Annotated in this window: 22 protein-coding genes; 8 read left to right on the forward strand and 14 right to left on the reverse strand. The window is 71.8% G+C overall.

Features of this window, described 5'->3' with window-relative positions:
* Positions 1–9 precede the first annotated feature (9 nt).
* The 6 genes from ACFFRH_RS17560 to ACFFRH_RS17585 form a co-directional block, all read right to left on the reverse strand.
* Positions 10–981, reverse strand: a complete 972-nt coding sequence (locus ACFFRH_RS17560) for an N-acetylglucosamine kinase (RefSeq protein WP_344744865.1) — start codon at positions 979–981, stop codon at positions 10–12.
* Positions 978–2,237, reverse strand: coding sequence for a 6-phospho-beta-glucosidase (locus tag ACFFRH_RS17565; RefSeq protein WP_344744863.1), 1,260 nt, complete (start codon positions 2,235–2,237; stop codon positions 978–980). Before ACFFRH_RS17565 ends, ACFFRH_RS17560 begins: the two co-directional genes overlap by 4 nt.
* A complete protein-coding gene (locus ACFFRH_RS17570) occupies positions 2,234–3,136 on the reverse strand; it encodes a carbohydrate ABC transporter permease (protein WP_344744861.1) in 903 nt (300 codons plus the stop codon). The genes ACFFRH_RS17565 and ACFFRH_RS17570 overlap by 4 nt, the downstream gene beginning before the upstream one ends.
* A complete protein-coding gene (locus ACFFRH_RS17575) occupies positions 3,133–4,074 on the reverse strand; it encodes a carbohydrate ABC transporter permease (RefSeq protein ID WP_344744860.1) in 942 nt (313 codons plus the stop codon). The genes ACFFRH_RS17570 and ACFFRH_RS17575 overlap by 4 nt, the downstream gene beginning before the upstream one ends.
* A 6-nt stretch (positions 4,075–4,080) precedes the next feature.
* Complete coding sequence (locus tag ACFFRH_RS17580) at positions 4,081–5,424, reverse strand: extracellular solute-binding protein (RefSeq protein WP_344744859.1); 1,344 nt, start codon at positions 5,422–5,424, stop codon at positions 4,081–4,083.
* Positions 5,425–5,540: 116 nt separating this feature from the next.
* Positions 5,541–6,737, reverse strand: coding sequence for an ROK family transcriptional regulator (locus ACFFRH_RS17585; protein WP_344744858.1), 1,197 nt, complete (start codon positions 6,735–6,737; stop codon positions 5,541–5,543).
* Between the two features lie 172 nt (positions 6,738–6,909).
* On the opposite strand from ACFFRH_RS17585, the gene ACFFRH_RS17590 reads away from it, so the two are divergent.
* The 4 genes from ACFFRH_RS17590 (at position 6,910) to ACFFRH_RS17605 (ending at position 13,385) form a co-directional block, all read left to right on the forward strand.
* Positions 6,910–9,258: a HelD family protein gene (locus tag ACFFRH_RS17590; protein ID WP_386157766.1), complete on the forward strand. Its 2,349-nt coding sequence runs from the start codon at positions 6,910–6,912 to the stop codon at positions 9,256–9,258.
* Between the two features lie 753 nt (positions 9,259–10,011).
* Positions 10,012–11,778, forward strand: coding sequence for an apolipoprotein N-acyltransferase (gene lnt, locus ACFFRH_RS17595; protein WP_386157770.1), 1,767 nt, complete (start codon positions 10,012–10,014; stop codon positions 11,776–11,778).
* A gap of 20 nt (positions 11,779–11,798) precedes the next feature.
* Positions 11,799–12,533: a polyprenol monophosphomannose synthase gene (locus tag ACFFRH_RS17600; protein ID WP_446697420.1), complete on the forward strand. Its 735-nt coding sequence runs from the start codon at positions 11,799–11,801 to the stop codon at positions 12,531–12,533.
* Positions 12,534–12,818: 285 nt separating this feature from the next.
* Positions 12,819–13,385 carry an FxsA family protein gene (locus ACFFRH_RS17605; RefSeq protein ID WP_344744854.1) on the forward strand — a complete coding sequence of 189 codons (567 nt, stop codon included), beginning with the start codon at positions 12,819–12,821 and terminating at the stop codon, positions 13,383–13,385.
* On the opposite strand, the gene ACFFRH_RS17610 is transcribed toward ACFFRH_RS17605, so the two are convergent.
* Positions 13,372–13,815 carry an SRPBCC family protein gene (locus ACFFRH_RS17610; protein ID WP_344744853.1) on the reverse strand — a complete coding sequence of 148 codons (444 nt, stop codon included), beginning with the start codon at positions 13,813–13,815 and terminating at the stop codon, positions 13,372–13,374. The genes ACFFRH_RS17605 and ACFFRH_RS17610 overlap by 14 nt on opposite strands.
* 216 nt (positions 13,816–14,031) lie before the next feature.
* On the opposite strand from ACFFRH_RS17610, the gene ACFFRH_RS17615 reads away from it, so the two are divergent.
* Positions 14,032–14,529, forward strand: coding sequence for a GNAT family N-acetyltransferase (locus tag ACFFRH_RS17615; protein WP_344744851.1), 498 nt, complete (start codon positions 14,032–14,034; stop codon positions 14,527–14,529).
* A 134-nt stretch (positions 14,530–14,663) separates the two neighbouring features.
* Here the strand turns inward: ACFFRH_RS17615 and ACFFRH_RS17620 are convergent, their stop codons facing one another.
* Together ACFFRH_RS17620 and ACFFRH_RS17625 are read right to left on the reverse strand one after the other, a co-directional pair.
* A complete protein-coding gene (locus ACFFRH_RS17620) occupies positions 14,664–15,236 on the reverse strand; it encodes a snapalysin family zinc-dependent metalloprotease (protein WP_344744849.1) in 573 nt (190 codons plus the stop codon).
* Between the two features lie 64 nt (positions 15,237–15,300).
* Positions 15,301–16,422 carry a S1 family peptidase gene (locus tag ACFFRH_RS17625; protein ID WP_386157777.1) on the reverse strand — a complete coding sequence of 374 codons (1,122 nt, stop codon included), beginning with the start codon at positions 16,420–16,422 and terminating at the stop codon, positions 15,301–15,303.
* 523 nt (positions 16,423–16,945) lie between these two features.
* Between ACFFRH_RS17625 and ACFFRH_RS17630 the strand changes: the two genes are divergently transcribed.
* On the forward strand, positions 16,946–17,128 hold the full coding sequence (locus tag ACFFRH_RS17630) for a hypothetical protein (protein ID WP_344744847.1): 183 nt from the start codon (positions 16,946–16,948) through the stop codon (positions 17,126–17,128).
* Between the two features lie 183 nt (positions 17,129–17,311).
* On the opposite strand, the gene ACFFRH_RS17635 is transcribed toward ACFFRH_RS17630, so the two are convergent.
* Entirely contained in the window at positions 17,312–18,598 is a 1,287-nt protein-coding gene (locus ACFFRH_RS17635) for a phosphotransferase (protein ID WP_386157780.1), read from the reverse strand.
* 276 nt (positions 18,599–18,874) lie between these two features.
* Complete coding sequence (locus ACFFRH_RS17640) at positions 18,875–19,762, reverse strand: MHYT domain-containing protein (protein ID WP_386157783.1); 888 nt, start codon at positions 19,760–19,762, stop codon at positions 18,875–18,877.
* Between the two features lie 249 nt (positions 19,763–20,011).
* Between ACFFRH_RS17640 and ACFFRH_RS17645 the strand changes: the two genes are divergently transcribed.
* Both ACFFRH_RS17645 and ACFFRH_RS17650 read left to right on the forward strand, forming a co-directional pair.
* Positions 20,012–20,272: a hypothetical protein gene (locus ACFFRH_RS17645; protein ID WP_386157786.1), complete on the forward strand. Its 261-nt coding sequence runs from the start codon at positions 20,012–20,014 to the stop codon at positions 20,270–20,272.
* 187 nt (positions 20,273–20,459) lie between these two features.
* On the forward strand, positions 20,460–21,689 hold the full coding sequence (locus tag ACFFRH_RS17650) for a PP2C family protein-serine/threonine phosphatase (protein WP_386157789.1): 1,230 nt from the start codon (positions 20,460–20,462) through the stop codon (positions 21,687–21,689).
* 24 nt (positions 21,690–21,713) lie between these two features.
* Here the strand turns inward: ACFFRH_RS17650 and ACFFRH_RS17655 are convergent, their stop codons facing one another.
* The 3 genes from ACFFRH_RS17655 to ACFFRH_RS17665 form a co-directional block, all read right to left on the reverse strand.
* Entirely contained in the window at positions 21,714–22,541 is an 828-nt protein-coding gene (locus tag ACFFRH_RS17655) for an isocitrate lyase/PEP mutase family protein (protein WP_386157792.1), read from the reverse strand.
* A gap of 449 nt (positions 22,542–22,990) precedes the next feature.
* A complete protein-coding gene (locus tag ACFFRH_RS17660) occupies positions 22,991–23,335 on the reverse strand; it encodes an RNA polymerase-binding protein RbpA (protein ID WP_089205581.1) in 345 nt (114 codons plus the stop codon).
* Between the two features lie 148 nt (positions 23,336–23,483).
* A complete protein-coding gene (locus tag ACFFRH_RS17665) occupies positions 23,484–24,839 on the reverse strand; it encodes an MFS transporter (protein WP_386157795.1) in 1,356 nt (451 codons plus the stop codon).
* Positions 24,840–24,900: the final 61 nt, after the last annotated feature.

Raw genomic sequence — 24,900 nt, forward strand, 5'->3', positions numbered from 1 at the left:
CAAGAACTGTCATGTCAGGGCATGAAAGTGGGACCGCAGCCGGGCCCTGGCCTCCTCGGTGGCGCCGAGGGCGTCCAGGCCCAGGAGGGCGGCGCCCATGATGGGCGCGACGTCGGCGACGATCAGCTTGGCCTGCGGCGCGCTCTCGGCGAAGCCCCGTTCCAGCAGCTCGCTCATGAGCGGGTCGCGGGCGGTGAGCACGCCGCCGCCCAGGACCACCTCCATCGGGACGGAGAGCAGGTCCAGGCGGCGCATCGCGACCACCGCGAGCACGACGACCTCCTCGGCCATCCGCGCCACCAGCGAGCGGGCCACCCCGTCGCCCTGGGCCGCGACCGCCATCAGCACCGGCACCAGCTCGTTCAGCCTGCCGTAGGACAGCTCGCCGAAGTGGATGGCGAGGGCCACCTCCTCGACCGTACGGGTGCCGAAGTGCTCGCGGACCGCGGCGTCCAGCGCGCTCGCCCGTCCCCGGCCGTCCTCGGCGCGCACCGCGTGCCAGAGCGTCTCCTCGCCGAGGCCGAGGCCGCCGCCCCAGTCGCCGGTGAGCCGTCCCAGCGCCGGGTACCTCGCCACCTCCCCCGAGGGGGAGACCGCCACCGCGTTGATCCCCGCGCCGCACACCACGGCGACCCCCGCGGGCCCGGAGGCCCCGGCGCGCAACAGCGCGAAGGTGTCGTTGCCGACGGTCGCCTCCCCGCCGTACCCCCGGGAGAGGATCTCCGCGCGGAGCGCCTCCTCCTCCACCGGCAGGTCCGCGCCCGCGACGTAGGCGGCCACGTGGTCGGCGTACGGCGTGGCCGCGCCGGGGCCGAGCGCGGAGCACGCGGCGTCGCCGATCACGTCGATCGCGACGCCCACCCCCGTGGTCTGGGGCTGGAAGGCGCCGCCGCGCCCGGTGGCGAGGACCGAGCCGTCCTCGGCCACCAGCGCGATGTCGGTCTTGCTGTTTCCGCCGTCGACCGCCAGGACCGTCCTCACGCGGTCGCCCAGGACAGGTGCCCGCGGTTGGCCTCGACCAGGCGCCTGGCCAGGTCGCCGGAGAGCGAGGCCTGGCCGATCAGCGGGTGCGCCAGCAGCGCGTCGGCGACGCGGTCCTCGCCGCCGTGCAGCGCGGCCTCGATCGCGAGTGTCTCGTACGCGGTGACGTGGGCGACGAGCCCGGCGAAGAGGGGCTCCACCGGGTCGACGGGCAGCGCGGTCGCGCCCGCCGAGGTGATCGTGGCCGGGACCTCGATGACCGCCTCGTCGGGCAGGAACGGCAGCGTGCCGTCGTTGCGCAGGTTCACCACCTGGGTGTCGCCGCGGTCGCCGACCAGCGAGGCGATCAGCGCCACCGCCGCCTCGGAGTAGAAGGCCCCGCCGCGCTTTTCCAGGAGTTCGGGCTTGGTGTCCACCGCGGGGTCGGCGTACAGCTCCAGCAACGTCTTCTCCATCGCCGCGACCTCCGCCGCGCGCGACGGCTTGGTCCGCTGCTCCTCCACCACCAGGTCGTGCTCGTAGAAGTAGCGCAGGTAGTAGGAGGGCACCACGCCCAGGTGGCGGATGAGCGCGGCGGGCAGGCCGACGTCCCGGCCGATCTCCTCGGCGTGGCTCTCCAGCAGCTTGGGCAGCACGTCCACCCCGTCCAGGTGGACGGCCCGCTCCCAGGTGAGGTGGTTCAGGCCGACGTGGCCCAGCGAGATCCGCTCGGGGGAGACCCCGAGGTTCGCGGCGAAGCGGCGCTGGAAGCCGATGGCCACGTTGCACAGGCCGATGGCCCGGTGCCCGGCCGAAAGGAGCGCCCTGGTGACGATGCCGACCGGGTTGGTGAAGTCGACGATCCAGGCGTCCGGCGCGAGCCTCCTGACCTTCTCGGCGATGTCCAGCACCACCGGCACCGTGCGCAGCGCCTTGGCCAGCCCGCCCGCGCCGGTCGTCTCCTGGCCGACGCAGCCGCACTCCAGCGGCAGCGTCTCGTCCACGTTGCGTGCCGCCTGGCCGCCGACGCGCAGTTGCAGCAGGACCGCGTGCGCCCCGGCGACGCCCTCCTCGACCGAGGTGGTCGCGAGGACCGTGGCCGGGTGCCCGGCCCGCGCCAGCATCCGGCGCGCCATCCCCGCCACCGGCTCCAGCCGGTGGACGTCCGGGTCGACCAGCGCTATCTCGGTGAGCGGCAGCTGGTCGCGCAGTCGCGCGAACCCGTCGATCAGCTCCGGCGTGTACGTCGAGCCGCCCCCGACAACGGCGAGTTTCACCCTTTTACTCCTGTCAGCGTGACGCCCTCGATGAAGACTCTCTGGGCGAAGAAGAACACGATGATCACCGGGGCCATGACGAGCAGCGTCGCCGCCATGGTGAGGTTCCACTGCACGCTGTGCAGTGCCCGGAAGGACGCCAGCCCGAGGGAGAGCGTCCAGTTCGCCTCGTTCGTATGGGCGTAGAGCAGTGGGCCGTAGTAATCGTTCCAGCAGTAGAAGAACTGGAACAGACCCACCGCCGCGATCGCCGGACGCGCCATCGGCAGGATCACCCTGACGAGCGTCCGGAAGTCCGAGCAGCCGTCCACCTTGGCGGCCTCGGTGTACTCCCTGGGAATGCTGACCAGGAACTGCCGCAGCAGGAAGATGGAGAAGGCGTCGCCGAACAGCATCGGCAGGATCAGCGGCCACAGCGTGCCGGTGAGGTCCAGGCGCGCCCAGATCAGATAGACGGGCACCGCGACGACCTGGGGCGGCAGCATCATCATCGTGATGACCGCGAGGAAGGCGAGCTTGCGCCCCCGGAAGCGGAAGCGGGCCATCGCGTACGCCACCGGGATCGACGACAGCAGCATGAACGCGGTGCCGAGCCCGGCGTACAGGAACGTGTTGCCCAGCCAGGCGAGCAGCTGCGACCTGGCGAACACGTCGGCGAAGTTGGACCAGTTCCAGGCGCGGGGCCACAGGTCGCCGGTGAGCGCCTGGTCGTTGCTCATGACGGCCGTCAGCGCCACGAACACCAGCGGGCCGACGAACATCAGCGACAGCGCGACGGCGAGGGCGTGGGTGGCGATCCAGTACAGGATCGCGCGGCCGCGCGGGCCGCGCGCGGCGGGGCGCGGCCCGCGGGAGGCGGCGGGCTGTGCGGCCGCGGCCGAGGTGGTGAGGGCGGTCACCGGTCCCCTCCTTCGTCGAACGCGCGGAACCTGCGGAGCAGGATGAGGGTGAAGACCGTGGAGAACGCGAACAGCAGCAGGGCCAGCACGCAGGCGTACCCCATGCTGAAGTCGCGGAAGCCCACGTGGAACAGCCACTGGGCCAGCGTCAGCGTCGACAGCTCGGGGTAGCCGGGCACGAAGCTGCTGCCGGGGGAGTCGGTGACCCCGGCCGCGACCCGGGAGGCGATCATCGCCTGGGTGAAGTACTGCAGGGCGTAGATGACGCCGGTGACCGTCGAGAACATCAGCACCGGCGAGATCGTCGGCAGTGTGATGCTCCTGAACTGCCGCCACGCGCCCGCCCCGTCGATGGCCGCGGCCTCGTACAGGTGCTTGGGCACGTCCAGCAGGGCCGCGAGGAAGATCATCATGGTGTTGCCGATGCCCCACATGGCCAGCATGGTCAGGCCGGGCTTGGACCAGTCCTTGTCGCCGAACCAGTCGGGCGCGGCGATCCCGAAGAGCTCGATGAACTGGTTGAGCGGCCCCGAGGGGTTCAGCAGGAACACGAAGGAGACCGTGCCGGCCACCACCGGGATCAGCGACGGCAGGTAGAACACCGTGCGGAAGAAGCCGACGCCCGACTTGAGCCGGGTGAGCAGCCACGCCACGCCCAGCCCGAAGAGCACCTGCGCGGGGACCATGAGGACCACCAGCCACAGCGTGTTCTTGATGGAGGCCCAGGCCCGGTCGTCCACCAGGAAGTAGCGGTAGTTGTCCAGGCCGATGAACTCCAGCGTGAACAGGTCGTAGCGGTAGAAGGAGAAGTAGACCGTCGCCGCGAGGGGGTAGGCGAAGAAGACCGCGAACCCCACCAGCCAGGGCGACATCCAAAGGAGGGCCTTGAGGCCCTCGCCGCGCCGCCACCTGGGCGGCGCGGCGTGGACGGTGCTCATCGAGGATCAGCCCCCGGACAGCTTCATCTTGTCGTCGAGGCGCTTGTCGACCGCGGCGAGCCCGGCGTCGAGGTCGGTGGCCGAGCCGTTCTCCCACTTGACCATGAACTCCTGCAGCGAGTCCTGGTTGAAGGTGCTGTTGACGTTGGCCGGGACCGTGCTCGTCTTCGGGTGGGCGAAGATGTCGAGGAAGGTCTGGAAGTTCGCGTCCTTGACCAGGTCGGGCGACTCCAGCGACGCCTTGGTGGTCGGCACGTTGCGCAGCGCGTTGGAGAGCGTGACCAGCGCCGAGGTGTCGGTGGTCAGATACTTGACCAGCTCCCAGGCGGCCTGCGGGTTCTTGGCGCCCTTGGGCACGCCGATCACGGTGCCCGCGGTGAAGCCGCTGCCGTACAGGTCGGGCTTGGCGTCGGAGACCGGGAGCGGCGCGGTGCCGTAGTCGACGTCCTTCGCCTCGTTGGCGATCATGGCGTTGCGCCACTCGCCGTCGAGGACCATGGCGATCTTGCCCTTGTGGAAGGGGTGGGCGGCCGACCACTCCTGGCCCAGGCTCTTACGGAACTTCTCCAGCTTGTCGTACCCGAACCAGTCGACGAGCTCCTTCTGCCAGCGCAGCAGCTCCTTCCAGGCGGGGTCGGAGCCGACCGCCGAGGTGCCGTCCGGCTTGTACCAGGTCGCGCCGACCATCGGGGCCATGTGCGAGGCGGAGTTCTCGTAGTACTGGAAGCTCGGCATGAACCCGGCGACCTTGATGTTCCCGTCGGCGTCGCGGACGGTGAGCTTCTTGGTCAGCGCGGTCAGCTCCGAGAGCGTCTTGGGCGGCTGCTCGCCCTTCATCAGGGCCTTGTTGTAGTAGAGCCCGTACGCGTCGGCGAGCAGCGGCATCACGCACCGCCTGCCCTCGTACTCGGTGTAGGAGCGCGAGACCTCCGGCAGCACGGACAGGTCGATGCCGTCCTGCTTGATCACCTGGGTGAGGTCCTGGAACGTTCCGCTGCGGCACCACTGGGCCACGTTGTCGGTGGTGAACGAGGAGGCGACGTCCGGAGCCTTGCCGCCGCGCACCGCCTGGGTGATCTGCTCGTCCTGCACGCCCTTGACCAGCTTGACGGTGATCTGGGGGAACTTCGTGCGGAAGCCCGCGATGGCGTCCTCGAACGCCTTCACCTCGGCGGGCGCGGAGAACCCGTGCCACAGTTCGATGGTGGAGGCCGGCAGCGCGGCGGAGGCGGAGCCCGAGGGCTTGGGCCGGGAGCCCAGTGCGGGCGCGCTCTCGGTGCCCGCGGTGCAGGCGGTCAGGGTGGTGGCCGTCAGGGTGGCCAGGGCGAAGGTGAGAAAGCGTCGGTGCACGACGGCTGCCTCCTGTGGCGGTGGAGCTGGCGGGATTCCGGGCGGGGGGCCGTACGGTTCGGCGGGGTTTAGGGAGGTTCGGTGAGTTTCGGCGGGGTTCGGGAGGGCGACGGGGGTCAGGAGGGGACGGTGGAGCTGAAGACCTCGTCGCGGGCGGTCGCGAGGGCGAGGTCGAGGGCGCCGGCGAGGACGGGATTGCCCTCGACGGTCGACAGCAGCAGCGGGGGCCGGGGGATGGTGAGCGCGTGCAGCTCGTGCTCGACGAGCTCGCGCAGGGTGTCGCCGCCGGCGAGGAGGGTGCCGCCGGTCAGCACGATGATCTCGGGGTCGACGACGGAGGTGATCGCGGCCAGCCCGACGGCGAGCCGGGAGGCGATGTCGCGCAGCCCGGCGCGGGCGTCGTCGGCGCGCCTGCCGGTGGACGCCGAGGCCTGCACGGCGTTCAGCACCGCCTGCGCGGGCGCGGTGCCGCGCACGCCGTACGACCTGAGGATCTTGAGTACCGCCGGGCCGCCGGTGAGGGCCTGGTAGCCGTGGTTGGCGTAGCGGCCGGTGTCCCTGGCGGTCGGCGCGCCGGGGGTGGGCATGTAGCCGACCTCTCCCGCGCCGCCGGTCGCGCCCCGGTGCAGCCGCCCGCCGAGGACCAGCGCGGCGCCGAGGCCCTCGTCGGCCCAGAGCAGCACGAAGTCGCGGTGGCCGCGGCCCACGCCGTGCGCCTGCTCGGCCTGGGCGACGAGGTTCACGTTGTTCTCCACGGCGACCGGCACGCCCAGGCCGTCGCCGAGGGTGCGGACCAGGTCCGGGATGTGCCAGCCGGGCATGTCCTTGCTGGTGGCGTACGCCATCTTGCCGGTGCCGGGATCGATCGTGCCCTGCACGCCGATGACCACGCGCCGCAGCGCCGCGGGCGCGCCCGCGCCCTCCAGCGCGGCCCGGACCCGCTCCAGCGCGTCTCCGCCGGAGCGGCCCGGACTGGGCAGGTGGTGCTCGCCGACCACGGCGCCGGTGATGTCGGCGACCCTGACGTCGATGCCCGCGCGGGTGACGTCGAGCGCGGCGACGTGCGCGGCGGCGGGGTTGAGCCGGTAGACCTCGGCGGTGCGGCCGGGCAGCCCCTCGCGGATGCCGTCGAGCACGACCAGGCCCGCCTCCTGCAGGCGGATGAGAAGCTGTGAGGCGGTCGGCTTGGACAGGCCGGTGAGGGCGCCGATCTCGGGGCGGGTCAGCGGGCCGCGCTCCAGCAGCGCCTGCAGGGCGGCACGGTCGTTGATCGCGCGCAGCAGGCTGGGGGTGCCGGGCGTCGGCTGGGTCACTGATCCTCCGCGTGCGTCCTTGCATCCATTGGGAGTGCAAAGTTAGGAAACTTTCCTAACTTCGAGTGAATGTAAGGAACCCGGCAGATTTTCGTCAAGCAGGCAGGGAACGCCGCAATCAAGCTGTGATGCCGGGGGGGCGGGTAAACTTCTCGACGGACCTGCTAGGGTGATGGTTTGTCATAACAACCAGCGCAATGGCCCGGAGTACCCCATTACTAGCAACGATAATGGAGCGACGGCAACCCGTCAAATCGAGCTGACCCGGGAGCAGGAGTACGTTTCCTGCCTTTATGCCCGGCTCGATCTGCTGCGCGAGCGCACCCAGCGGCAGCTGGACGGCGTCCTCGCGCAGGGCGGGAGTGGCGGCACGCATCAGAACCGCTCCGAGCGCGACAGCTTCGCCGGGATGTACGCCGAACGCCTGGGCCGCCTGTGGGCGGTCGAGAACGGCCTGTGTTTCGGCCGGCTCGACAACGCCGACGACACCTCACTCTACATAGGCCGCATCGGCCTGGCCGACGACGACCAGCGCCGGATGCTGATCGACTGGCGGGCGCCGGTGGCGCAGCCCTTCTACGGCGCCACCCCGGCCGCCTCGATGGGCGTCACCCGCCGCCGTCACCTGCAGACCAAGGGCCGTACGGTGATCGGGATCGACGACGATCTCCTGGACCTCGACAGCCTCACCGAGGAGGACGTGGCCACCCTCAACGGGGAGGCCGCGCTGCTGGCCTCCCTGGGGGCCAGGCGCACCGGCCGGATGCGCGACATCGTCGCCACCATCCAGTCCGAGCAGGACCGCATCATCCGCTCCGACCTCAACGGGGTGCTGGTCGTGCAGGGCGGTCCCGGCACCGGCAAGACCGTGGTCGCGCTGCACCGCGCCGCCTACCTCCTCTACACCCACCGGGAGAAGCTGGCCCGCAGGGGCGTGCTCATCCTCGGGCCGAACCTCACCTTCCTGCGCTACATCGAGCAGGTGCTGCCCTCCCTGGGCGAGACCGACGTGCTGCTGTCGACCGTCTCCGAGCTGTACCCGGGGGTCGTCCCCGGCCGCAGGGAGCGTCCCGAGGTGGCCGGCGTCAAGGGCGACGCCCGGATGGCCCAGGTCATCGCGCGGGCCGTGCGCGAGCGGCAGCGGGTGCCGCGCAAGCCGATCGAGATCAAACTCGACCGCTACACCCTCCGGCTGGAGGGCAACGTCCTGGAGGCCGCCCGCAACCGGGCGGCCCGCTCCAAGAGGGCGCACAACGAGGCCCGCGCGGTCTTCGTCCGCCACCTGCTCAACGCGCTCGCCCGGCAGGCCGCCCGGCAGCTCGGCAAGGGGATGATCGACGACGACGAGCTCGCCGACATCCGCGAGGACCTCCGCACCGAACGGCCCGTCAAGGCGGCCCTGAACCGGCTGTGGCCCTACGTCACCCCGCAGCAGCTCCTGATCGGGCTGTTCACCTCCCGCGAGCGCCTCGACCACGCCGCCGCCGAGTTCGGCGAGGCCGAGCGCGAGCTGATGCTGCGCGAGCCGCCCCGCAAGGGGGAGAACTGGTGGGCCGAGTCCGACGTGCCGCTCCTGGACGAGGCCGCCGAGCTGCTCGGCGACATCGACCCCGCGGTGCTGCGGGCCGGGGCCTGGATGGCCGAGGAGGAGCAGGCGGCCCAGCGCGCCGCAGCGCTCGACGAGCGGCAGCACCAGCTCGCCTACGCCAAGGAGGTCCTGGAGCTCACCGGCCTGTCCGACATCATGGACGCCGAGAAGTTCGCCGCCCGCCACCTCGGCGACGACGTCTTCCTGACCACCGCCGAGCGCGCGGCGGCCGACCGCACCTGGGCCTTCGGTCACGTCATCGTCGACGAGGCGCAGGAGCTGTCGCCGATGGACTGGCGGATGCTGATGCGCCGCTGCCCGACGCGGTCGATGACGATCGTCGGCGACCTGGCCCAGACCGGCTCGTCGGCCGGGGCGCACTCCTGGGGCCGGGTCCTCGACCCGTACGTGTCGGGGCGCTGGCGCGAGGAGACCCTCAGCGTCAACTACCGCACCCCGGCCGAGCTGATGGTCGTGGCCGCCGACGTGCTCACCCTGGTCGACCCGGCGCTGACCGCCCCGACCTCGGTCAGGGAGACGGGGGCGCGGCCGTGGGCGGCCTCCCCGACGGCCTCCCTCGGCGAGGTCGTCAAGGCCGAGGTCGTCGAGGGCGGGCGGCTCGTCGTGATCGTCCCCGAGTCGCGCGCGGGGGAGCTCGGGGAGATCGTGGTCCGCTCCGTCGAGGGCGCGGTGGCCGGGCCGGGAGCGGCCGCCCTGGACGCGCAGGTGGCGGTGCTCACCGTCGCCGAGGCCAAGGGGCTGGAGTTCGACGCGGTCGTCGTGGTCGAACCGGAGCTGATCCTGGGCGAGTCCCCGCGCGGGGCGAGCGACCTTTACGTGGCGTTGACCCGCGCCACCCAGCGGCTTGGCGTCGTGCACGACGGTCCGCTTCCCGACGCGCTCGCTCGACTTGAGAGACATCGGATCACATGAGACCATTGACGGCTCTCGTCGATCATGTCCCAGCTGCGAAAACTTGATGTTTCCGCAGTTGGTGACACGGTTGACATCTGCGCTGGGCTCGGTAGTTTGCTGCCCAGTCCAGCACGGGACTGGCCGGTCGGCCGCCTTTCGACATCGCCGTCTCCTGCGCCCGTGACGGGGGATGACCCCGTCCGTACAGCCAGGCGCAGGGCCGGCAGTCCGTCGAGGCGGGGCACTCCTTCCGGGCGGGGGGTTGGACCCAGGAGGGGTCCGGGCACCCAGTAGACAACGGCAATCCGCGCTCGCCGCCGACGGGACGGAACCGGTCCGAAGGGTCGCCCGGGCCCTCTTCCCGCTCCCGTGCGAGCGCCGCAAGCGTCGGGGCGGCCCGGGGTGTCTTTCGATACCCCGGGCCGCCCCGTTGCCGTTTGTCGCGGTTTTGTCGGATTTAAAAGGTTTTGGTGCTGCTTCTGGTTAATGTGGTGTGGGGCTTTTGGGGGCGTGCCCGCCGGGCGGTAGCGTTCCGGCTAGAAACATCGGCCAGGAACACCGGCTGGGAAGACCAGGCGGCCACCCGCCCGCCCGACATCGCAAGGAGCCCCGCCCGTGGTGCAGGACAAGACGGCCGCCCCGGTGCCGGAGAGGTCCGCGACGGGCGATCCCGCGGACGGCTCGCCGGCCGGTCCCGTGCGGGGGCCGGAGGGCGGTCCCGGGGGCGGCACTCCCGGGTCCCCTGTGTCCCCTGTGTCCCCTGTGTCCCCTGTGTCGCGGCCCCCCGTGTCGCGCCTGGCGCTGCCCGCCCGCGTCGCGGGCGCGGTGGCCGGCGGCCTGCTGATGTTCCTCGCCTTCCCGCCGCTCGGGCTCTGGTTCCTCGCGCCGCCCGGCATGGCCCTGGCGGTCCTGGCGGTCCGTGGCACCCGTCCGCGCCGGGGCACGTGGCTCGGCCTCCTGGTGGGGCTCGCCCTGCTGCTGCCCGGCCTGCACTGGGTGAGCCCGATCGGCACCGACGCCTGGCTGGGCCTGGTGGCCATGGAGAGCGTCTTCTACGCCGCCTGGGGGACGGGCGTCGCCCTGGTGACCCGGTTGCGTCTGTGGCCGTTGTGGAGCGCCGCGCTCTGGGTGGCGGCCGAGTGGGCGCGGGGACAGTTCCCCTTCGGCGGGTTCCCCTGGGCGCGGGTGGCCTTCAGCCAGGGAGAGTCGATCTTCACCCCGTACGCGGCGCTCGGCGGGGCGCCGCTGGTGAGCTTCGCGGTGGCCCTGTGCGGCGGCCTGCTCGCCCTGGCGGCGATGCGCTCGTTCCCGGCTTCCGACCGGTTCCCGGCCTCCCGCCCGATCGCGGCTCCGGTGCCGTCCGAGGCCTCCGGCCCGTTCACGCTCCCCGGCCCGCCGGTGTCCGAGGGCCCGCCGGTGTCCTCTGGCCCGTCCACGTCCTCCGCCACGCCGGTGTCCGAGGGCCTGGTGTCCTCTGCCCCGCCCGCGTCGTCCGGTCCCCGCCCCGTCCGGGGCGGGCGCTGGGGGCGGGCGCTGGCCCTGCCGCTCGCCGGGGCGCTGGCCGTGCCGGCCGCGGCCCTCGCCGTTCCCCGGTACGGCGACGAGGGCAGGAACGTGACCGTCGGGGTCATCCAGGGCAACGTCCCCGGCCGGGGCATGCACCCGCTGGGCGACGAGCCCGCCGTGGTCCTCGGCAACCACACCCGCATGCTCCACCAGATGGCACGGGACGTCCGGGAGGGCAGGACGCCCCGCCCCGACCTGGTCGTGCTGCCGGAGAACTCCACCGACATCGACCCGCTGCGCAACGAGTTCGCCCGGAGCGAGATCGACGCGGCGGTCAAGGACGTCGGGGTCCCCGTCCTGGTCGGCGCCGTGGTCGGGATCGGGGAGAACAACCGGGCGACCCGCAGCATCGTCTGGGACCCGGTCACCGGTCCCGGCGCCTACTACGACAAGCAGCAGCTGGTCCCCTTCGGGGAGTTCACCCCGCTCCAGGGACTCGTGCTGGCCCTGTTCGAGCGGGCCTCCCTGGTCGGCAAGCAGTCGGTGGCCGGCACCCGCGACGGCGACCTCAGGCTCGGCCCGGTGACCGTCGGCGCGATCAACTGCTACGAGGTGGCCTTCGACGGGATCGTGGGCGACACCGCGAGGACGGGCGCCACGCCGCTGGTGGTGCAGACCAACAACGCCACCTACGCCCTGACCAACCTGCCGCCGCAGCAGCTCGCCATGTCCCAGCTGCGGGCCGTGGAGCACAATCGAGCGGTGATCACTTCCGCGATCACCGGGATATCGGCGTACGTGACCCCGGACGGTTCGATCGCCTGGCGTACCGGTGAGCTGGTGCCGGCCATGAACGTGCTGACCGTTCCGGTCAGGACCGCGCGGACCGTCGCCACGCGCGTGGGCGCGCTGCCCGAATGGGCCCTGATACTTGTGGGTGCGGGTGCGCTGGCCGCCGCCTGGCGCCGCCGGACACCCGGCGTGGGGCACTCCGTGAACCGGGAGGATGATCAGCAGGTGGGAGACGCGTGATGGGGCGGATGCTTGGTCGGGTGCTCGTCATCGTCCCGACGTACAACGAGCGGGAGAACCTGCCGTTGATCACCCGGCGGCTGCGCGAGGCCGTGCCCGAGGCCCACCTCCTGATCGCGGACGACGACAGCCCCGACGGCACGGGGGCGATCGCCGACGAGCTGGCGGCCGGCGACGACCACGTCCACGTGCTGCACCGGCCGGCCAAGCAGGGGCTGGGCGCCGCCTACATCGCGGGCTTCCGCTGGGGCCTGGAGGAGGGCTTCGGCGTCCTGGTGGAGATAGACGCCGACGGTTCCCACCAGCCGGAGGAGCTGCCCAAGCTGCTGGACGCGCTGGCGAAGGGGGCCGACCTGGCGATCGGGTCCCGGTGGGTGCCCGGCGGCAAGGTCGTCAACTGGCCGGCCTCGCGGGAGTTCCTGTCGCGCGGCGCCAACATCTACACCCGGCTGGTGCTCGGCCTCCCGGTCCGCGACGCCACCGCGGGCTTCCGCGCCTACCGCGCCTCGGCCCTGGAGAAGATCAACCTGGACGACGTCGAGTCGCGGGGCTACTGCTTCCAGGTGGACCTGACCTTACGTACGGCCATCGGCGGGATGCGCGTCAGGGAGGTGCCCATCACCTTCGTGGAGCGCACCGTCGGGGCCAGCAAGATGAGCCGCGGCATCGTGATCGAGGCCCTGTGGCGGGTCACCGTATGGGGCGTCACCGGCCTGCCCGCCCGCCTGCGCCGCCGCCGCGCTCGCCGCCGCTGACCTCCACGGCTTCACGGCTTCGTGATCTTGCGGTCCCGTGATCCCGCGGTCCCGCGTCCGCTCAGGCGCCGCGAACCGCCCGGAAGGCCCGGACCGCCCGGGACGGGGCGGGCTCGGAGGTCCCGCCCGAGCCGTCCGGGGCTCCCGAGAGGTCGCCCGAACCCCCTCGGGGACGCGATCCTGAGAGTCCGCTGAGGACGCCGTCCACGCTGAGCGAACGCGGAACGCGTCGTCGCTCCGGGACGTTGTTCATGTCGTACGGCTGTCGCACGAGTTGAGGCGAAAATGCGCATTCTGCTGTTCCTGACCTTCCTCGTGGTGCCTGTCCTCGAGATATGGGTGCTCATCCAGGTAGGCCAGGTCATCGGCGGGTGGCCGACGGTGGCCCTCCTGCTCGCCGACAGCCTGCTCGGCGCCTGGATCGTGCGCCGTGAGGGCCGCCGGGCCTGGCGCAACCTCCAGGGCGCCCTGCAGAGCGGCCGGATGCCCGACCGTGAGCTCGCCGACGGTGCGCTGATCCTGGTGGGCGGCACGCTGCTGCTCACCCCGGGGTTCCTCAGCGACGTCCTGGGCTTCCTGTGCCTGCTGCCGTTCACCCGGCCGATGGTCCGCAGGCTCGGATCCTGGTTCTTCGCCCGCCGGGTCCGCACCCTCGTCGCCAGGAACGCGGCGGGCGCCGGGCTCGGCTCGCCGTTCGGCGGCCCCGGCTCGCCCTTCGACGTGCTGCGCGACACCGGGAGGCCGCCGGGCTCGGGGCCGGTCGTCCACGGCGAGGTCGTCCGCGACGAGCCGGGCGGCGCGGGGGCGCCGGGTGGCCCCGCGGGCTCCGGCCGGGGGCTCACCGATCGCTGAGCGCGGCCAGGCGGTGCAGCGAGAACCGGAACAGGACGGCGTTCAGCGGCTTGAGCACCTGCCAGCCGAGCTGCCCGACCGCGCCGAACGGCACGTCGAGCTCCTCCTCCCAGACGATCGTGCTGCCGCCGCCCTCGCGGGGCAGCACGCGGAAGACCCCGGTGCCGCGCACCAGCCATCCGGTGTGCCGGACCCCCACACTCCTCGGCGGGTCCCACTCGATGATCTCCATGGTGTCGAGGAACCCGGCCGGCCCCACTCCGGTGAAGGCCGCCAGCCGGCTCCCGACGCTGTGGCCGTTACCGGCGGTGACGCGCGCCCGGGTCAGGATCATCCACTCGCCGTGTCTCCGCCAGTCGGTCAGCACGGCGAACACCCGTTCCGGCGGTGCGTGCGCGTCCACCGAGACGCTGATACGGGAACTGGTCATTCCTGGGTCCTTCCCCCGTGACCGGTGGCCGACCCTTGGGCCTCGCCGCACCCGTGAGATCCTGCCGTGGGCGTTGACAGGAAAATCCTATTTTTCTACCTTTTAAGTCGGAATTTCGGTCGGCTCGGGATCGTGAGGGTGTGACGGCGCGACACGTGCGGCGGCGGGCCCAGGACGGTCCACGGCCGTGAGAACGGGGAGAGGGCGGTTTCGGACATGACCGCGTTCGCGCAGGGAACCGGGCTGATCGAGGTGAGGCCGGTCGGCTGGGACGACACGGCGGCCGTGGCGCTCCGGCGGGCCATGACGGAGGAGATGGACGCCCGCTACGCCGACGTGCTCGCCATCATGCCCAGCGGCATGAACGTCGAGCCGGAGACCGTCGTCTACACGGGGGTCGCCTACACGGCCGAGGGCGTCGCGGTCGGCCACGTGGCGCTGCGCGGGCTCGGTGACGACGTGGAGCTCAAACGGATGTTCGTGCCCCCGTCCCACCGGGGCACCCGCGTGGCGCGGGCCCTGCTGGCCGCCGCCGAGGACGCGGCCCGCGCCCTGGGCGCGCCCAGGGTCGTCCTGCAGACCGGCCCCCGCCAGCCGGACGCGGTGAGGATGTACGAGCGGGAGGGCTACACCCCCATCCCCGTCTTCGCTCCCTACGACCGGCTCCCCGGCTCCCTCTGCTTCGAGAAGCTCCTGTCGGCGACTCGGGGGTGAACGACCCGGCCTCGGGGCGGTGCGCCGGTGGAGCTACCGTTCGCCGGGGCCGGGTCTCCGCCGGTCCCCGGACACGGGCTCGCCGGTCCGGCCGAGGGGACGGCCGGACCGGCGAGGTGCTCGCGGGCGTCTGTCTAGGACGGGGACGCCGCGTGCTCCGGGCTGTCGACGTAGATCCGACCGAAGTCGATCGCCGGGGCGAATCCGGCGAAGTTACTCTGGACCTCGGCTTTCTCCGCCGCGTTCGGGTTCGCGTTGGTGCAACTCGTGCCCGCGCTCGCGCCGGACATCAGGTCCGTGCACCGGCCGGTACGCCGGTCGGGCAGGCCCAGGATGTGGCCGATCTCGTGGGCGGCGATCCGCAGCGGGTTGTGGCCCTCCGCGGTCGCCTGTCGTCCCATCCACACGGTTCCGCGACCCAGGCTGGTGGGCTGCGCGCGGGGCCAGCCGTTGTCGGCGATCACCACGAAGTCCGCGGGACTGCCGGCCACCAGTCGTACGTTCGAGACGCTGGAGTTCCAGATCTGGGCCGCCTGATCCACGGCGGACCGGAACTCCGCGGCCCTGCTCGCGTCGTACCTGAGCACGCGGACCGCTGCCGTCCGGGCGTCCGCCGTGTGGGCGGACGCCGCCTGGGCGGGGGTGACCGTCACCAGGAAGGCCAGCCCCAGGATGAGGGCGACGCCGAAGCGAATGATTCTCGACATTTCTAGCGGGCCTCCTCGGCCATCGGGGGGTTGCTCGCGGGGAGCAGCTGGTGAGGAGGTGAGATCAGCCGGTGACGAGCGTCAGCCCGTACGCCGAGAGGATCTCGTTGACCGGCTGGTGGTAGGTCGTGCCGCCGACGCTGCAGTTGCCCGAGCCGCCGGAGGTGACGCCCTGGGCCTGGCTGCCGGAGATGAACGAGCCGCCGGAGTCGCCGGGCTCGGCGCACGCGCTGGTACGGGTCAGGCCGCTCACCGTGCCCTGCGCATAGGTCACGCTGGCGCCGTGCTGCTGAATGGTGCCGCAGCGCCAGCCGGTGGTGGAGCCGGAGCGGCAGATCGAGGAGCCGACCGAGGCCTGGGTGGAGCCGCGAACGGTGACGTTGGCGCCGCCGGAGCCGCGGACGTAGGGGGTCATGGTGTGGCCGGGGGTGGAGACCCAGGCGTAGTCGTTGCCGGGGAACGACGAGCCGTAGAAGGAGCCGGAGGGGCTGCTGGTGGTGGCACCGGCCCTGCCGCAGTGGCCGGCGGTCACGAACCCGGGGGCGGTGCCGCGGCGCGCGGAGAAGCCGATGCTGCAGCGGCTGCCGCCGATGTAGTAGGCGTTGCCGCCGATGATGTTGATGAAGGCCTGGGGCTTCTCGGCGGAGGGCACCACCTTCACGACGCTCCTGTCCGCGCCCGCGGCGGCGGCGAGGGCCTCGCCCGCGGCCTGGTCGGCGGCGAGGACCACGACGCTGTTGGTCGTGACGTCGACGTACCAGACGGAGGCGCCCGCCTTCGCCTCCGCCGACGCCCCGTCGAGCTTGGCCTTGACGGCCTCGAGGTTGGCGAGGGAACGGCCGACGATCACGGGCTGCGCGCCCTTGGCCCTGATGGCGTCCGCGTCGGCGGCGTCGGTGGTCGCCACGGAGAGCTGGGAGGCGTCGCCGTTGAGCCAGGCGCCGGCGTACTCGGCGCCGAGCTCCCGGGTCAGGGCGGCCTCCGAGGCGGCCGCGCGGTGCTCGTTGGCCAGGCGCTGGACGGCCTGCTCGGCGGTGAGGCCGAGGTCGCGCTGGAGGGCCTCGAGCATGGTTGCCGGAGGCTGGGGGGCAGGGGGGGCTGATGCTGCGACGGCGGGCGCCACGGGGGCGACCAGGTACAGGGCCACGGTAGCGGCGCCGGCCAGGAGGGTACCTCGACGTAACATGAACACTCCTTGTGAGGGGTGATGTCAAGGTATTTGGGAGAGGCTCGCGGAGGGATCTCCCAAAGAATCCCTATCGCGATGTTATGGGGGTCTTGATGGCTTTCTGGGGGTATGACGGGTGGGGTGCGGCAGCCTGCACGAGGACCGTGGACACCTCCCTCCCGGCGCGATGATGAGACCGAAACGGCCGAGGAAGGTGGCCGAAACGGGGAGTGAGTGATCGACGATCGCGTGCTTTTCCCCCTCGCGCGGCCGGGGGGAACTCTGGAAGACTGGTCGCCGCGCCTTTGGCGCGCGGGTGCCGATTCCTGACAGCGATCAAACGGAGCAGCGTCGATGACTTGTTCTGGACATCCAGAACTCGCGAGGATGGGTCGCCGCACCGCACGTGTGGCCGGCCGCGAGGAAGGCGCCCTCGCGAGGTCCGCTCCCCGACTCTCCCGGACGCGCCCCGCGCGGGCCGTCGTCCCGGCCCCCCACCGTCCGGCCGTCACGTCCCGGACGTCACAGAAGGACACGTGTCATGACTGACGAAGCCGCCGCCGCCGACGGGAGCGAGGAGACGGCGACGCTGCCGCGCCGCGTCGACGCGCTCCGGTGCCCGCACACCGAGCCCGGCGAGCGCCGCTGCGTCCTGCCGCCCGACCACGAGCTCGACCACGTCTACCCGCACAAGAAGGACCCCGCGCTGTGCGCGGGTGAGTGACGGGCCGGCCGTTCCGTGGGACCCCGGCCCCGCGGACGCGAACAGGCCCGCCCGCGCCGGAAAGAGGGGATCCCCTCGGGAGGTCCTTCGGGGTGAGGTCCCCCTCGGAGGACCCTCGGGCCGAGGTTCCTTCGGAGGATCCTCGGGGTGAGGTCCCCTCGGCGGGCGCCGGGGAAGATCCCCTCAGAGGACGCCGACCACCTCGGCGGCCGCCACGGCCGCGCGGACGGCCTGCGCCGGGTCACCCTCGTGATAGCGCCGCTCGCTCGGCTCGATGTTGTCGAGGAACTCCTGGTAGCGGAGGGCGTACGCCAGATGCTGCAGCGGTTCGGCCAGGATCAGCGCGCGGGCCGGGTCGCAGCCGGGGACGCTCGCCGCCCACGCCGCGCACCAGGCTTCCGCGGCGGCCTCCCAGCGGTCGGCGGGCAGGAAGTCGCGGGGCCGCAGCCCGTCGAGGGCGGGGTGGCCGTAGTGGCTGTCGGCCAGGTCCAGCACGACGGGGCCGCGCGGCCCCGACACCCAGTTGCCCGGGTGGAAGTCGCCGTGCACCAGCGTGCACGGCAGGCCGCAGGACTCCAGCGCGGCGATCAGCGACGGCAGGCGACCGGCCAGCCGGTGGGCCAGTCGCAGCTCCCCGGCGTCCAGGTCGCCGCCCGCCTCGCCGTCGAGCAGCCCGCCCACCAGGGCGGCCAGGGCCGCGGGAGTGCGGTCGGGCAGGCCGTCGGGCCGTGCGCAGCCCCCGTGCCCGGCGAGAGCCGCCTGGGCCCTCGCCAACCGGCCCACCGCCTCGGCGACGACCTCCCGCGACGCACCGTGACAGCCGGGGCCGGGCACGTGCTCCAGGAGCACCCGCCGGTTCGGGGTGTCGGCCGCCACCACGGCGGGCACCAGGCCGGGATCCCGCGCCGCGAGCATCCCGATCGCGCGGGCCTCGTCGGTGGCGAAACCAGGAGTGATCTTCAACCAGACCGGTCCCGAGCTCGTGGGGATGCGGAACAGCCCCGCCAGGTTCCAGGTCTTCACCTGCCGGGCGGGACCCTCGGCCGGCCGGCCCGCCTCGCGCAGCGCGGTCCGGGCCCAGTCGAGCGCCGCGCGCACCCCCGAGGCCTTCGCCCACTCCGCCCGGTGCGTCACGGGGCCGGTCAGGTCTCCGGGCGCGGACGGCTTCCCGGCCGCGTCCGGATCGCCGGGCCGCAGGGAGGCCAGGCCGTTCGCCGGCCGGCCGAGGGCCTCGACGTGGTAGGTCGTGTGTCCCTCGCGGGGGCCACGGCCCCGGTCCTCGGCGTCGACCAGGCGCAGCACCACCACGGGTGTGCCGAGCACCTCCTCCAGGTGGGCCACGACCGATCCGACCTCGGCCCACCAGGGATCGGCCACCGGGAACGGCCCGACCGTTCCCAGCCACTCGCCGCCGGCCGTCACGAGGGCGCTCACCGTGCGGCCCGGTGCCTCGCTCGCGGGGGCGCTCACAGTGTGGCTCGATGCTTCACTCGCGGGGGCGCTCACGTGCGGCCCGATGCTTCACTCACGCGGGCAGTGTGCCGCCGGGGAGACCGTAGGCGCCACGGGTTTTCGTCGCGGCCTTCGGGCCAGAACGCCGGGCTCCTCCCGAGCTGGAGCACCTGGGCCGGAGCACCTGGGCCTCCCCGGGCCAGGGAAGCGGGACCTCTCTGTGAGAGGGCACCCGGCCATCCCGGGCCGGTCGGCGCCTGGCCGGCGCCCGGTCAGCGGCCTCAGCGGCCTGGTCTAGTGCCCGGGGCCGTGGTCGTCGAACAGGGAGGGCTCGCGCCGCCGGTTCGGCCGCGCGTGGGGTTCCATCGGCCCGGCGGGGTGGCGGCCGTCGTCCGCGCGGTCGTCACCCGCGCGATTGCGCCGCAGCTGCGACCGGAGCTCGGCGTCCTCGCGCATCTCCTGCTCGGAGGGGGACAGGAAGATGGCCAGGAGCAGTCCGAGGGTGAGCAGGCTGATCCCGACGAGCAGGGGCAGCATGAAGTCCATCCCCTGTGCCCCGCTCGTCGGCGAGACGGTGGCGTGGACGCCGACGTCCATGGCGAACATGCCGGTGTAGTGCATCCCATTGACCGCGAGTCCCATCAGCAGGGCGGCGCCGGTGGTGGTGAGCGCCCCGCGTACGCGCAGGCTGAACCAGAGCGCCACCGTCGCGGCGACCACGGCGATGAGCAGTGACAACCCGACCAGGAGAGGGTCGTAGCTCACGTGCGCGGACATGTTCATGGCCGCCATGCCCAGATAGTGCATCCCGGCCACGCCCAGGCCGGTCAGCAGCCCGCCGCCGAGGAGTGCGCCGGTGCTGTGCTCCCTGCGCGAGACCAGGAAAAGGCCGGCGCCGACGACGACGACCGCGAGCAGCGCGGACGCGACGGTCAGCGGTACGTCGTAGCGGATCGACGTGCCCCGCACGTCGAAGCCCATCATCGCGATGAAGTGCATCACCCAGATGCCGGTCCCGCCGATGGACAGGGCAGCGCCGCCGAGCCACAGGAGGGGCGAGCCCTCCTCCGTCCCGCGTGCCCGCGCGGCGAGCAACAGCCCCAGCAGACAGCCGATACTCGACATGCTGTACGAGGCCGCCGGCGTGACGAACCCATAGGAGAAATGGTCGATGGCGGGCATGGCGAACTCCTGGCGGGCGGGAGACGATTGGAACGTGCCAGGTCGAGGTCGGGCCTGGCGGCGTGCGGGGTCGGTCGTGGGGTGGTCCGGGTGGTGGCTGGCTGACCAACCAATCACTGCGAGGGGTGCTCACCTTACAGTTCCCCGGTTCCGAATGGCCATAATGGGGTGATTAAGAGTGCCAAAAACGATCACGTGGTGACTGTTCCGCTCACGTGAAGTGAACGTTCCAGGAGAGGAGGGGGCCCGATGATCAGGCTCACCGGCCAAGGACGAAAGACACCGCCGCCTCCGGTATGGCCGGAGGACCGCTACGAGGTCGTCTGCGAGCGTGACGAGCCGCACGGGAACACCCGCGACCGCTACCATTTCCCCCGGCACGCGGTGCACTCGGCTCGTGAGCTGGAGACGGCCGGGCTGGCCAGGAGGGTGCGCGTGGTCAGGCTGTCCGACGGGGTGGTGATCTACGACCGCGTCAACGGCGTCGATCTGCCCGCCGACGAATGGTGATCCGCCGGGCCCCGCGACGGGGCGCGAGGGAGCGGGGTCAATCCCCCGGGCGGGGGTAGAGGTCCTGGGTGGACGCCGGGCGTCGCTCGTGTCGGCCACCCGGCGGTGCCGTGAGTGTCGAGGAGTGGTCGTGGACGGATCTGTGCCATCTGTGCCGCGAACGGACGGAAATCGCGGGAACGGCGAGATGGGGCTTGACGAGGGGCGCGCGAGAATGCTCGCGGGACTGGCCGAGGCCAGCCACATGAGCGCGGTGGAGGACCTGCCGGCCCTCGTCGAGGAGCACGCCGCCCATGCCGGGCTGTACGACGTGCTGATCTACCTGGCCGACCTGCAGCAGGACGTGCTGCGCCCGCTGACCGGCCGAGGCGCCGGTGAGGAGGCGGAGCGGGAGAAGAGGGAGCTGCGGATCGACGGGACGCTGGCGGGCCGGGCCTTCCAGGAGGTGCGGGTCCTGTCCAGGCTCCCCTCGGAGGAGGAACCGGGCCGTTGGTGGGTGCCGCTGCTCGACGGCACCGAACGTCTCGGGGTGCTGCGCGTCAGCGTCCGGCCGGTGACGGACGGGAAACGGGCCCAGGAGGACATGAGGCATCTCGCGTCCATGGTCGCGTTGCTGCTGGTGAGCAAGCGCTCCCAGAGCGACTCCTACGCCCAGCTGGTGCGGACCCGGCCGATGAACGTCGCCGCCGAGATGCAGTGGAACCTGCTGCCGTCGCTCACCTTCGCCAACGAGGAGGTGGTGATCGGCGCCGCGCTCGAACCGGCCTACGCGCTCGGCGGCGACGCCTTCGACTACGCGCTGGCCGGAGACTGCGTCCACCTGGCGGTCTTCGACGCGATGGGCCACGACGCGTCCGCCGGGCTGACCTCGAACCTCGCGGTGGCCGCCTGCCGCAACCGCCGCCGCCAGGGGGCCGGCCTCGTCGAGGTCAGCGAGGGGATCGAGGAGGTGCTGATCAAGGAGTTCGGCCTGGGCAACCGCTTCGCCACGGCGATCCTCGCCAACCTGGACATGCGTACCGGCGTGTTCACCTGGGTCAACCGCGGACACCACCCCCCGGTGGTGATCAGGAGAGGACGCTGGGTCGCCACCCTGCAGTGCCCGCCCGCCCACCCGATGGGACTCGGCCTGGGGCTGACCGTGAGCCTGTGCAGGGAGCAGCTGGAGCCCGGTGACCGCGTGCTCCTCTACACCGACGGCATGACCGAGGCCCGTAACCGGCTGGGCCAGGAGTTCGGCCTGGAGCGTTTCGTCGACTTCATCATCCGCCGCAGCGCCGACGGCCTCCCGGTACCGGAGACCCTGCGCCGCCTGGTCCGCAGCGTGCTGGAGTATCACGACGGGAGGCTGCAGGACGACGCGACCGTCCTGCTGGTGGAGTGGCGCGGCGGCGCCCAGGGGAAACTGCGCCTCTGAGCCGGGGGCCGTGGAGGCCCGGGGTCAGGGGGCGAACAGCTCGGGGGAGTAGGGGCTCCCGCCCTCCCGGATCGCCGAGAGCATCCGGGCCGCGTACGCCCGCACCGCCTCGTGCAGGCCGTGGCCGAAACTCACGCGGGCCACCCCGAGGTCCGCCAGCTCGCCGAGCGACGGCGTGCCGGGGCGGAACAGGATGTTGATCGGCCCGCCCATCTCCTCGACCAGCGCGCGGACGGCCCCCGCCTCGGCCGCGAGGATCGGATAGACGCAGTCGGCGCCCGCCTCCAGGTAGCGGCGGCCCCTCCGCACCGCCTCGGCCAGCCGCTCCTCGGCGCTTCCCGTGCCGTGGAGGTAGGTGTCGACCCGGGCGTTGATCACCAGGTCCACGCCCGCGCCGGTCGCGGCGGCCCTGACGGCGCCGAGGAAGGCGGCCTGCTCTTCGGCGTCGACCATCACCTCGGTACGGGGGTCGGAGTCCTCCAGGTTGCAGCCGGACGCCCCCGCGGCCACGAGCCGCTCGACCAGCTCCGCGGGCTCCAGCCCGTAGCCGCGCTCCATGTCGGCGGTGACGGGCAGGCCGACCGAACGGCTGATCCTGGCGACCGCGGCCAGCATCTCCTCGACCGGTGTCTCCTCGCCGTCGTCGTACCCGAGCACCGGGGCGATCGCGGCGCTGCCGGTGGCGATCACCGGGAAGCCCGCCGCCTCGACGGCGCGGGCCGACGCGGCGTCCCAGACGTTGGGCAGCACCAGCGGACGGCCGGGAGTGTGCAGCGCCCGCAGTGCCGAGGCCTTCCCCTGGGCCGTCGTCGATGTGGTGCCGCCGGTGTTCTCGCTGGTCGAAGTGGTCATGGGAGCGACCCTAGGGGGAGAGCGGACCGACCTTAAGAGCCAATTCCATACCAATCGATTGGGCCACTTTCCCCGAACCCGTCGCCCGGGGAGGAACCGGACGATCTTCCGCGGCGGGACGGTCCTTCAGGGTCGGGAGCCGGTGAGACGGGGGCGGCCGGAAGATCGGGACGCGGGGACCTCGGAGAAGCCCGGACAAGGAGGTACCGGAGGAAGAGGGGGCCCGGGGAAAGCGGGGAAGGTCTCGGGATCCAGGGGAGGAGCCTCAGATGACAGAGGTCCTGGAAGGCCGGGAGGCCGGGAGAAGGGGATCTCGGAGACGGTGCCTTGGAAAGCATCTCGGAGACGGTGACCTGGAAGGCGGGGAAACGCCCTCGGGAGTGGGGAAGCGGAGACCCCCGGCCCTGGTGGGGCCGGGGGTCTCCGACTCTTCGAACTCTCCGAATCGGTCAGGCGCTCTTGCGGCGCTGGGCGCGTAGAATCGCCAGGCGCTCGTTGAGCACCTCCTCCAGGTCCTCGATCGTGCGGCGCTCCAGCAGCATGTCCCAGTGCGTCCGTGGGGGCTTGGCCTTCTTTGCCTCCGGCAACTCGCCGTCCACCCGGAGGGCGGTCGCGCCGCACATGCGGCACTCCCAGGTCGCCGGGATCTCGGCTTCAGCGGCAAGCGGAACGTCGAATCGATGACCCTTCGGGCAGGTGTAGGACACCTCCTGGCGCGGGGCCAGATCGGTGTTGCGGTCGTTCTCGTAGCTGGTCGCCCCGAGTCTGGTGCCGCGTAGCGCACGCTCGCCCATGTCTGAATGCCTCCTGAGGGCCCCGTCGTGAGGGGTTTGTCTCCCACGGCGTACAACGCTTGATACCGTGTGTGGATTCCCACAGACAGGGTGATCCAATCGCACGTTCTTGACCCGGTCTGCGAAGGACCCTTTTTTCTGGGTGTCCTCAGATGCGTTCCGGCACCTGGTTCCCGGCCGCTCTGATGGCCTTGGGCAGGTCGATGAGGGCGAGCAGCACGAAACCGAGCACGAAGAAGATCACCAAAGAGATGATTCCCAGGCGATAGCTGTCGGTCAGCTGGAGCGCCAGACCGAGGGTGAACGAGCCGAGGAACGTCGATCCCTTGTCGCTGATCTCGTACAGGCTGTAGTACTCTGCCTCCTTGCCCTTCGGGATCACGTGGGAGAACAGTGATCGCGACAGGGCCTGTGTCCCGCCCATCACGATCGCGATGGCGAACCCCAGCCCGAAGAAGGGCAGGGCCGCGCCCCTGGGCAGGAAGTAGGCCACGGCCACCACGGCGATCCAGGCGATCAGCGCGACCATCACGACCCGTTTGGCCCCGTACGAGGTGGCGAGCCTGCCGAGCAGCAGCGCCCCGAAGAAGGCCACGAACTGCACCATCAGGATCGCCGCGATCCGCACGGTCTGGTCCAGCCCGAGCTCCTTGTCGGCGTAGGTGGCCGAGAAGGAGATGACGGTCTGCACGCCGTCGTTGTAGATGAGATAGGCGACCAGGAAGCCCAGGGTGAGCGGATAGCGCCGCAGCTCTTTGATCGTGCGGCCCAGCTGGCGGAAGCTGCCCGTCACGGCCTGGCCCGCGCTCTCCGCACCCGAGGGGAGTGCCCGCCGGTTGCGCAGCCGCAGCAGCGGGATGATCGTGAACCCGCCCCACCACAGGCCCGCGGACGACAGGGCGATGCGCACGGCATCGCCCTCGGTGATGCCCAACCCCTTGTGGCCGAGGAAGAGCGCGAGGTGGACGGCGAGCAGCAGGCCGCCGCCGAGATAGCCGAAACCCCATCCCCTGGCGGAGACCTTGTCGCGCTCGTCCGCGGTGGAGATCTCGGGCAGGAACGAGTTGTAGATCACGAACGCGGCGGCGAAGGCGACGCTGGACACCAGGAACAGCACGCCGCCCAGCAGGTAGCGCCCGTCGGCGACGAACCAGAAGCAGACGGTCGCACCCGCGCCGATGTAGGCGAAGAGGCCGAGCAGCTCCTTCTTGCGGCCGGTGTGGTCGGCCAGCGCGCCCACCACGGGCATCAGGATGATCTGCAGGATGGCCGCGACGCCCACCACGAAGGAGTAGTAGGCGCTGGGCCGCACGTCGAACCCGATCACGTCCACGTACGGGCGTCCCTGGGCGGCGGCCTTCGCGATCGTCGTCAGGTACGGGCCGAGGAAGACCGTCAGGATGGTGGTCGGGAAGGCGGAGTTCGCCCAGTCGTAGAAGTACCAGCCGCGTTGCTCGCGGCGCCGGGACTGAGGGGAGTCCTCGACGGCCTGTTCGGAGGTCATGAGCGGTCCTCGGTCTGTCGGGGGGAGCCGGGGGGAGCGGGAGGGAGGGGAAAGAAGAGGG

This window comes from Streptosporangium vulgare, assembly GCF_042428775.1.
Classification (GTDB): Bacteria; Actinomycetota; Actinomycetes; order Streptosporangiales; family Streptosporangiaceae; genus Streptosporangium; species Streptosporangium vulgare.

What these genes read in the sequence shown, in the direction of transcription:
- ACFFRH_RS17590 (WP_386157766.1), top strand. Translation starts at nt 6,910, where the DNA reads ATGGTTTGTCATAACAACCAGCGCAATGGCCCGGAGTACCCCATTACT.
- ACFFRH_RS17640 (WP_386157783.1), bottom strand. Translation starts at nt 19,762, where the DNA reads ATGCCCGCCATCGACCATTTCTCCTATGGGTTCGTCACGCCGGCGGCC.
- ACFFRH_RS17630 (WP_344744847.1), top strand. Translation starts at nt 16,946, where the DNA reads ATGACTGACGAAGCCGCCGCCGCCGACGGGAGCGAGGAGACGGCGACG.
- ACFFRH_RS17610 (WP_344744853.1), bottom strand. Translation starts at nt 13,815, where the DNA reads ATGACCAGTTCCCGTATCAGCGTCTCGGTGGACGCGCACGCACCGCCG.
- ACFFRH_RS17660 (WP_089205581.1), bottom strand. Translation starts at nt 23,335, where the DNA reads ATGGGCGAGCGTGCGCTACGCGGCACCAGACTCGGGGCGACCAGCTAC.
- ACFFRH_RS17645 (WP_386157786.1), top strand. Translation starts at nt 20,012, where the DNA reads ATGATCAGGCTCACCGGCCAAGGACGAAAGACACCGCCGCCTCCGGTA.
- ACFFRH_RS17665 (WP_386157795.1), bottom strand. Translation starts at nt 24,839, where the DNA reads ATGACCTCCGAACAGGCCGTCGAGGACTCCCCTCAGTCCCGGCGCCGC.
- ACFFRH_RS17575 (WP_344744860.1), bottom strand. Translation starts at nt 4,074, where the DNA reads ATGAGCACCGTCCACGCCGCGCCGCCCAGGTGGCGGCGCGGCGAGGGC.
- ACFFRH_RS17625 (WP_386157777.1), bottom strand. Translation starts at nt 16,422, where the DNA reads ATGTTACGTCGAGGTACCCTCCTGGCCGGCGCCGCTACCGTGGCCCTG.
- ACFFRH_RS17605 (WP_344744854.1), top strand. Translation starts at nt 12,819, where the DNA reads ATGCGCATTCTGCTGTTCCTGACCTTCCTCGTGGTGCCTGTCCTCGAG.
- ACFFRH_RS17615 (WP_344744851.1), top strand. Translation starts at nt 14,032, where the DNA reads ATGACCGCGTTCGCGCAGGGAACCGGGCTGATCGAGGTGAGGCCGGTC.
- ACFFRH_RS17620 (WP_344744849.1), bottom strand. Translation starts at nt 15,236, where the DNA reads ATGTCGAGAATCATTCGCTTCGGCGTCGCCCTCATCCTGGGGCTGGCC.
- ACFFRH_RS17650 (WP_386157789.1), top strand. Translation starts at nt 20,460, where the DNA reads ATGGGGCTTGACGAGGGGCGCGCGAGAATGCTCGCGGGACTGGCCGAG.
- ACFFRH_RS17655 (WP_386157792.1), bottom strand. Translation starts at nt 22,541, where the DNA reads ATGACCACTTCGACCAGCGAGAACACCGGCGGCACCACATCGACGACG.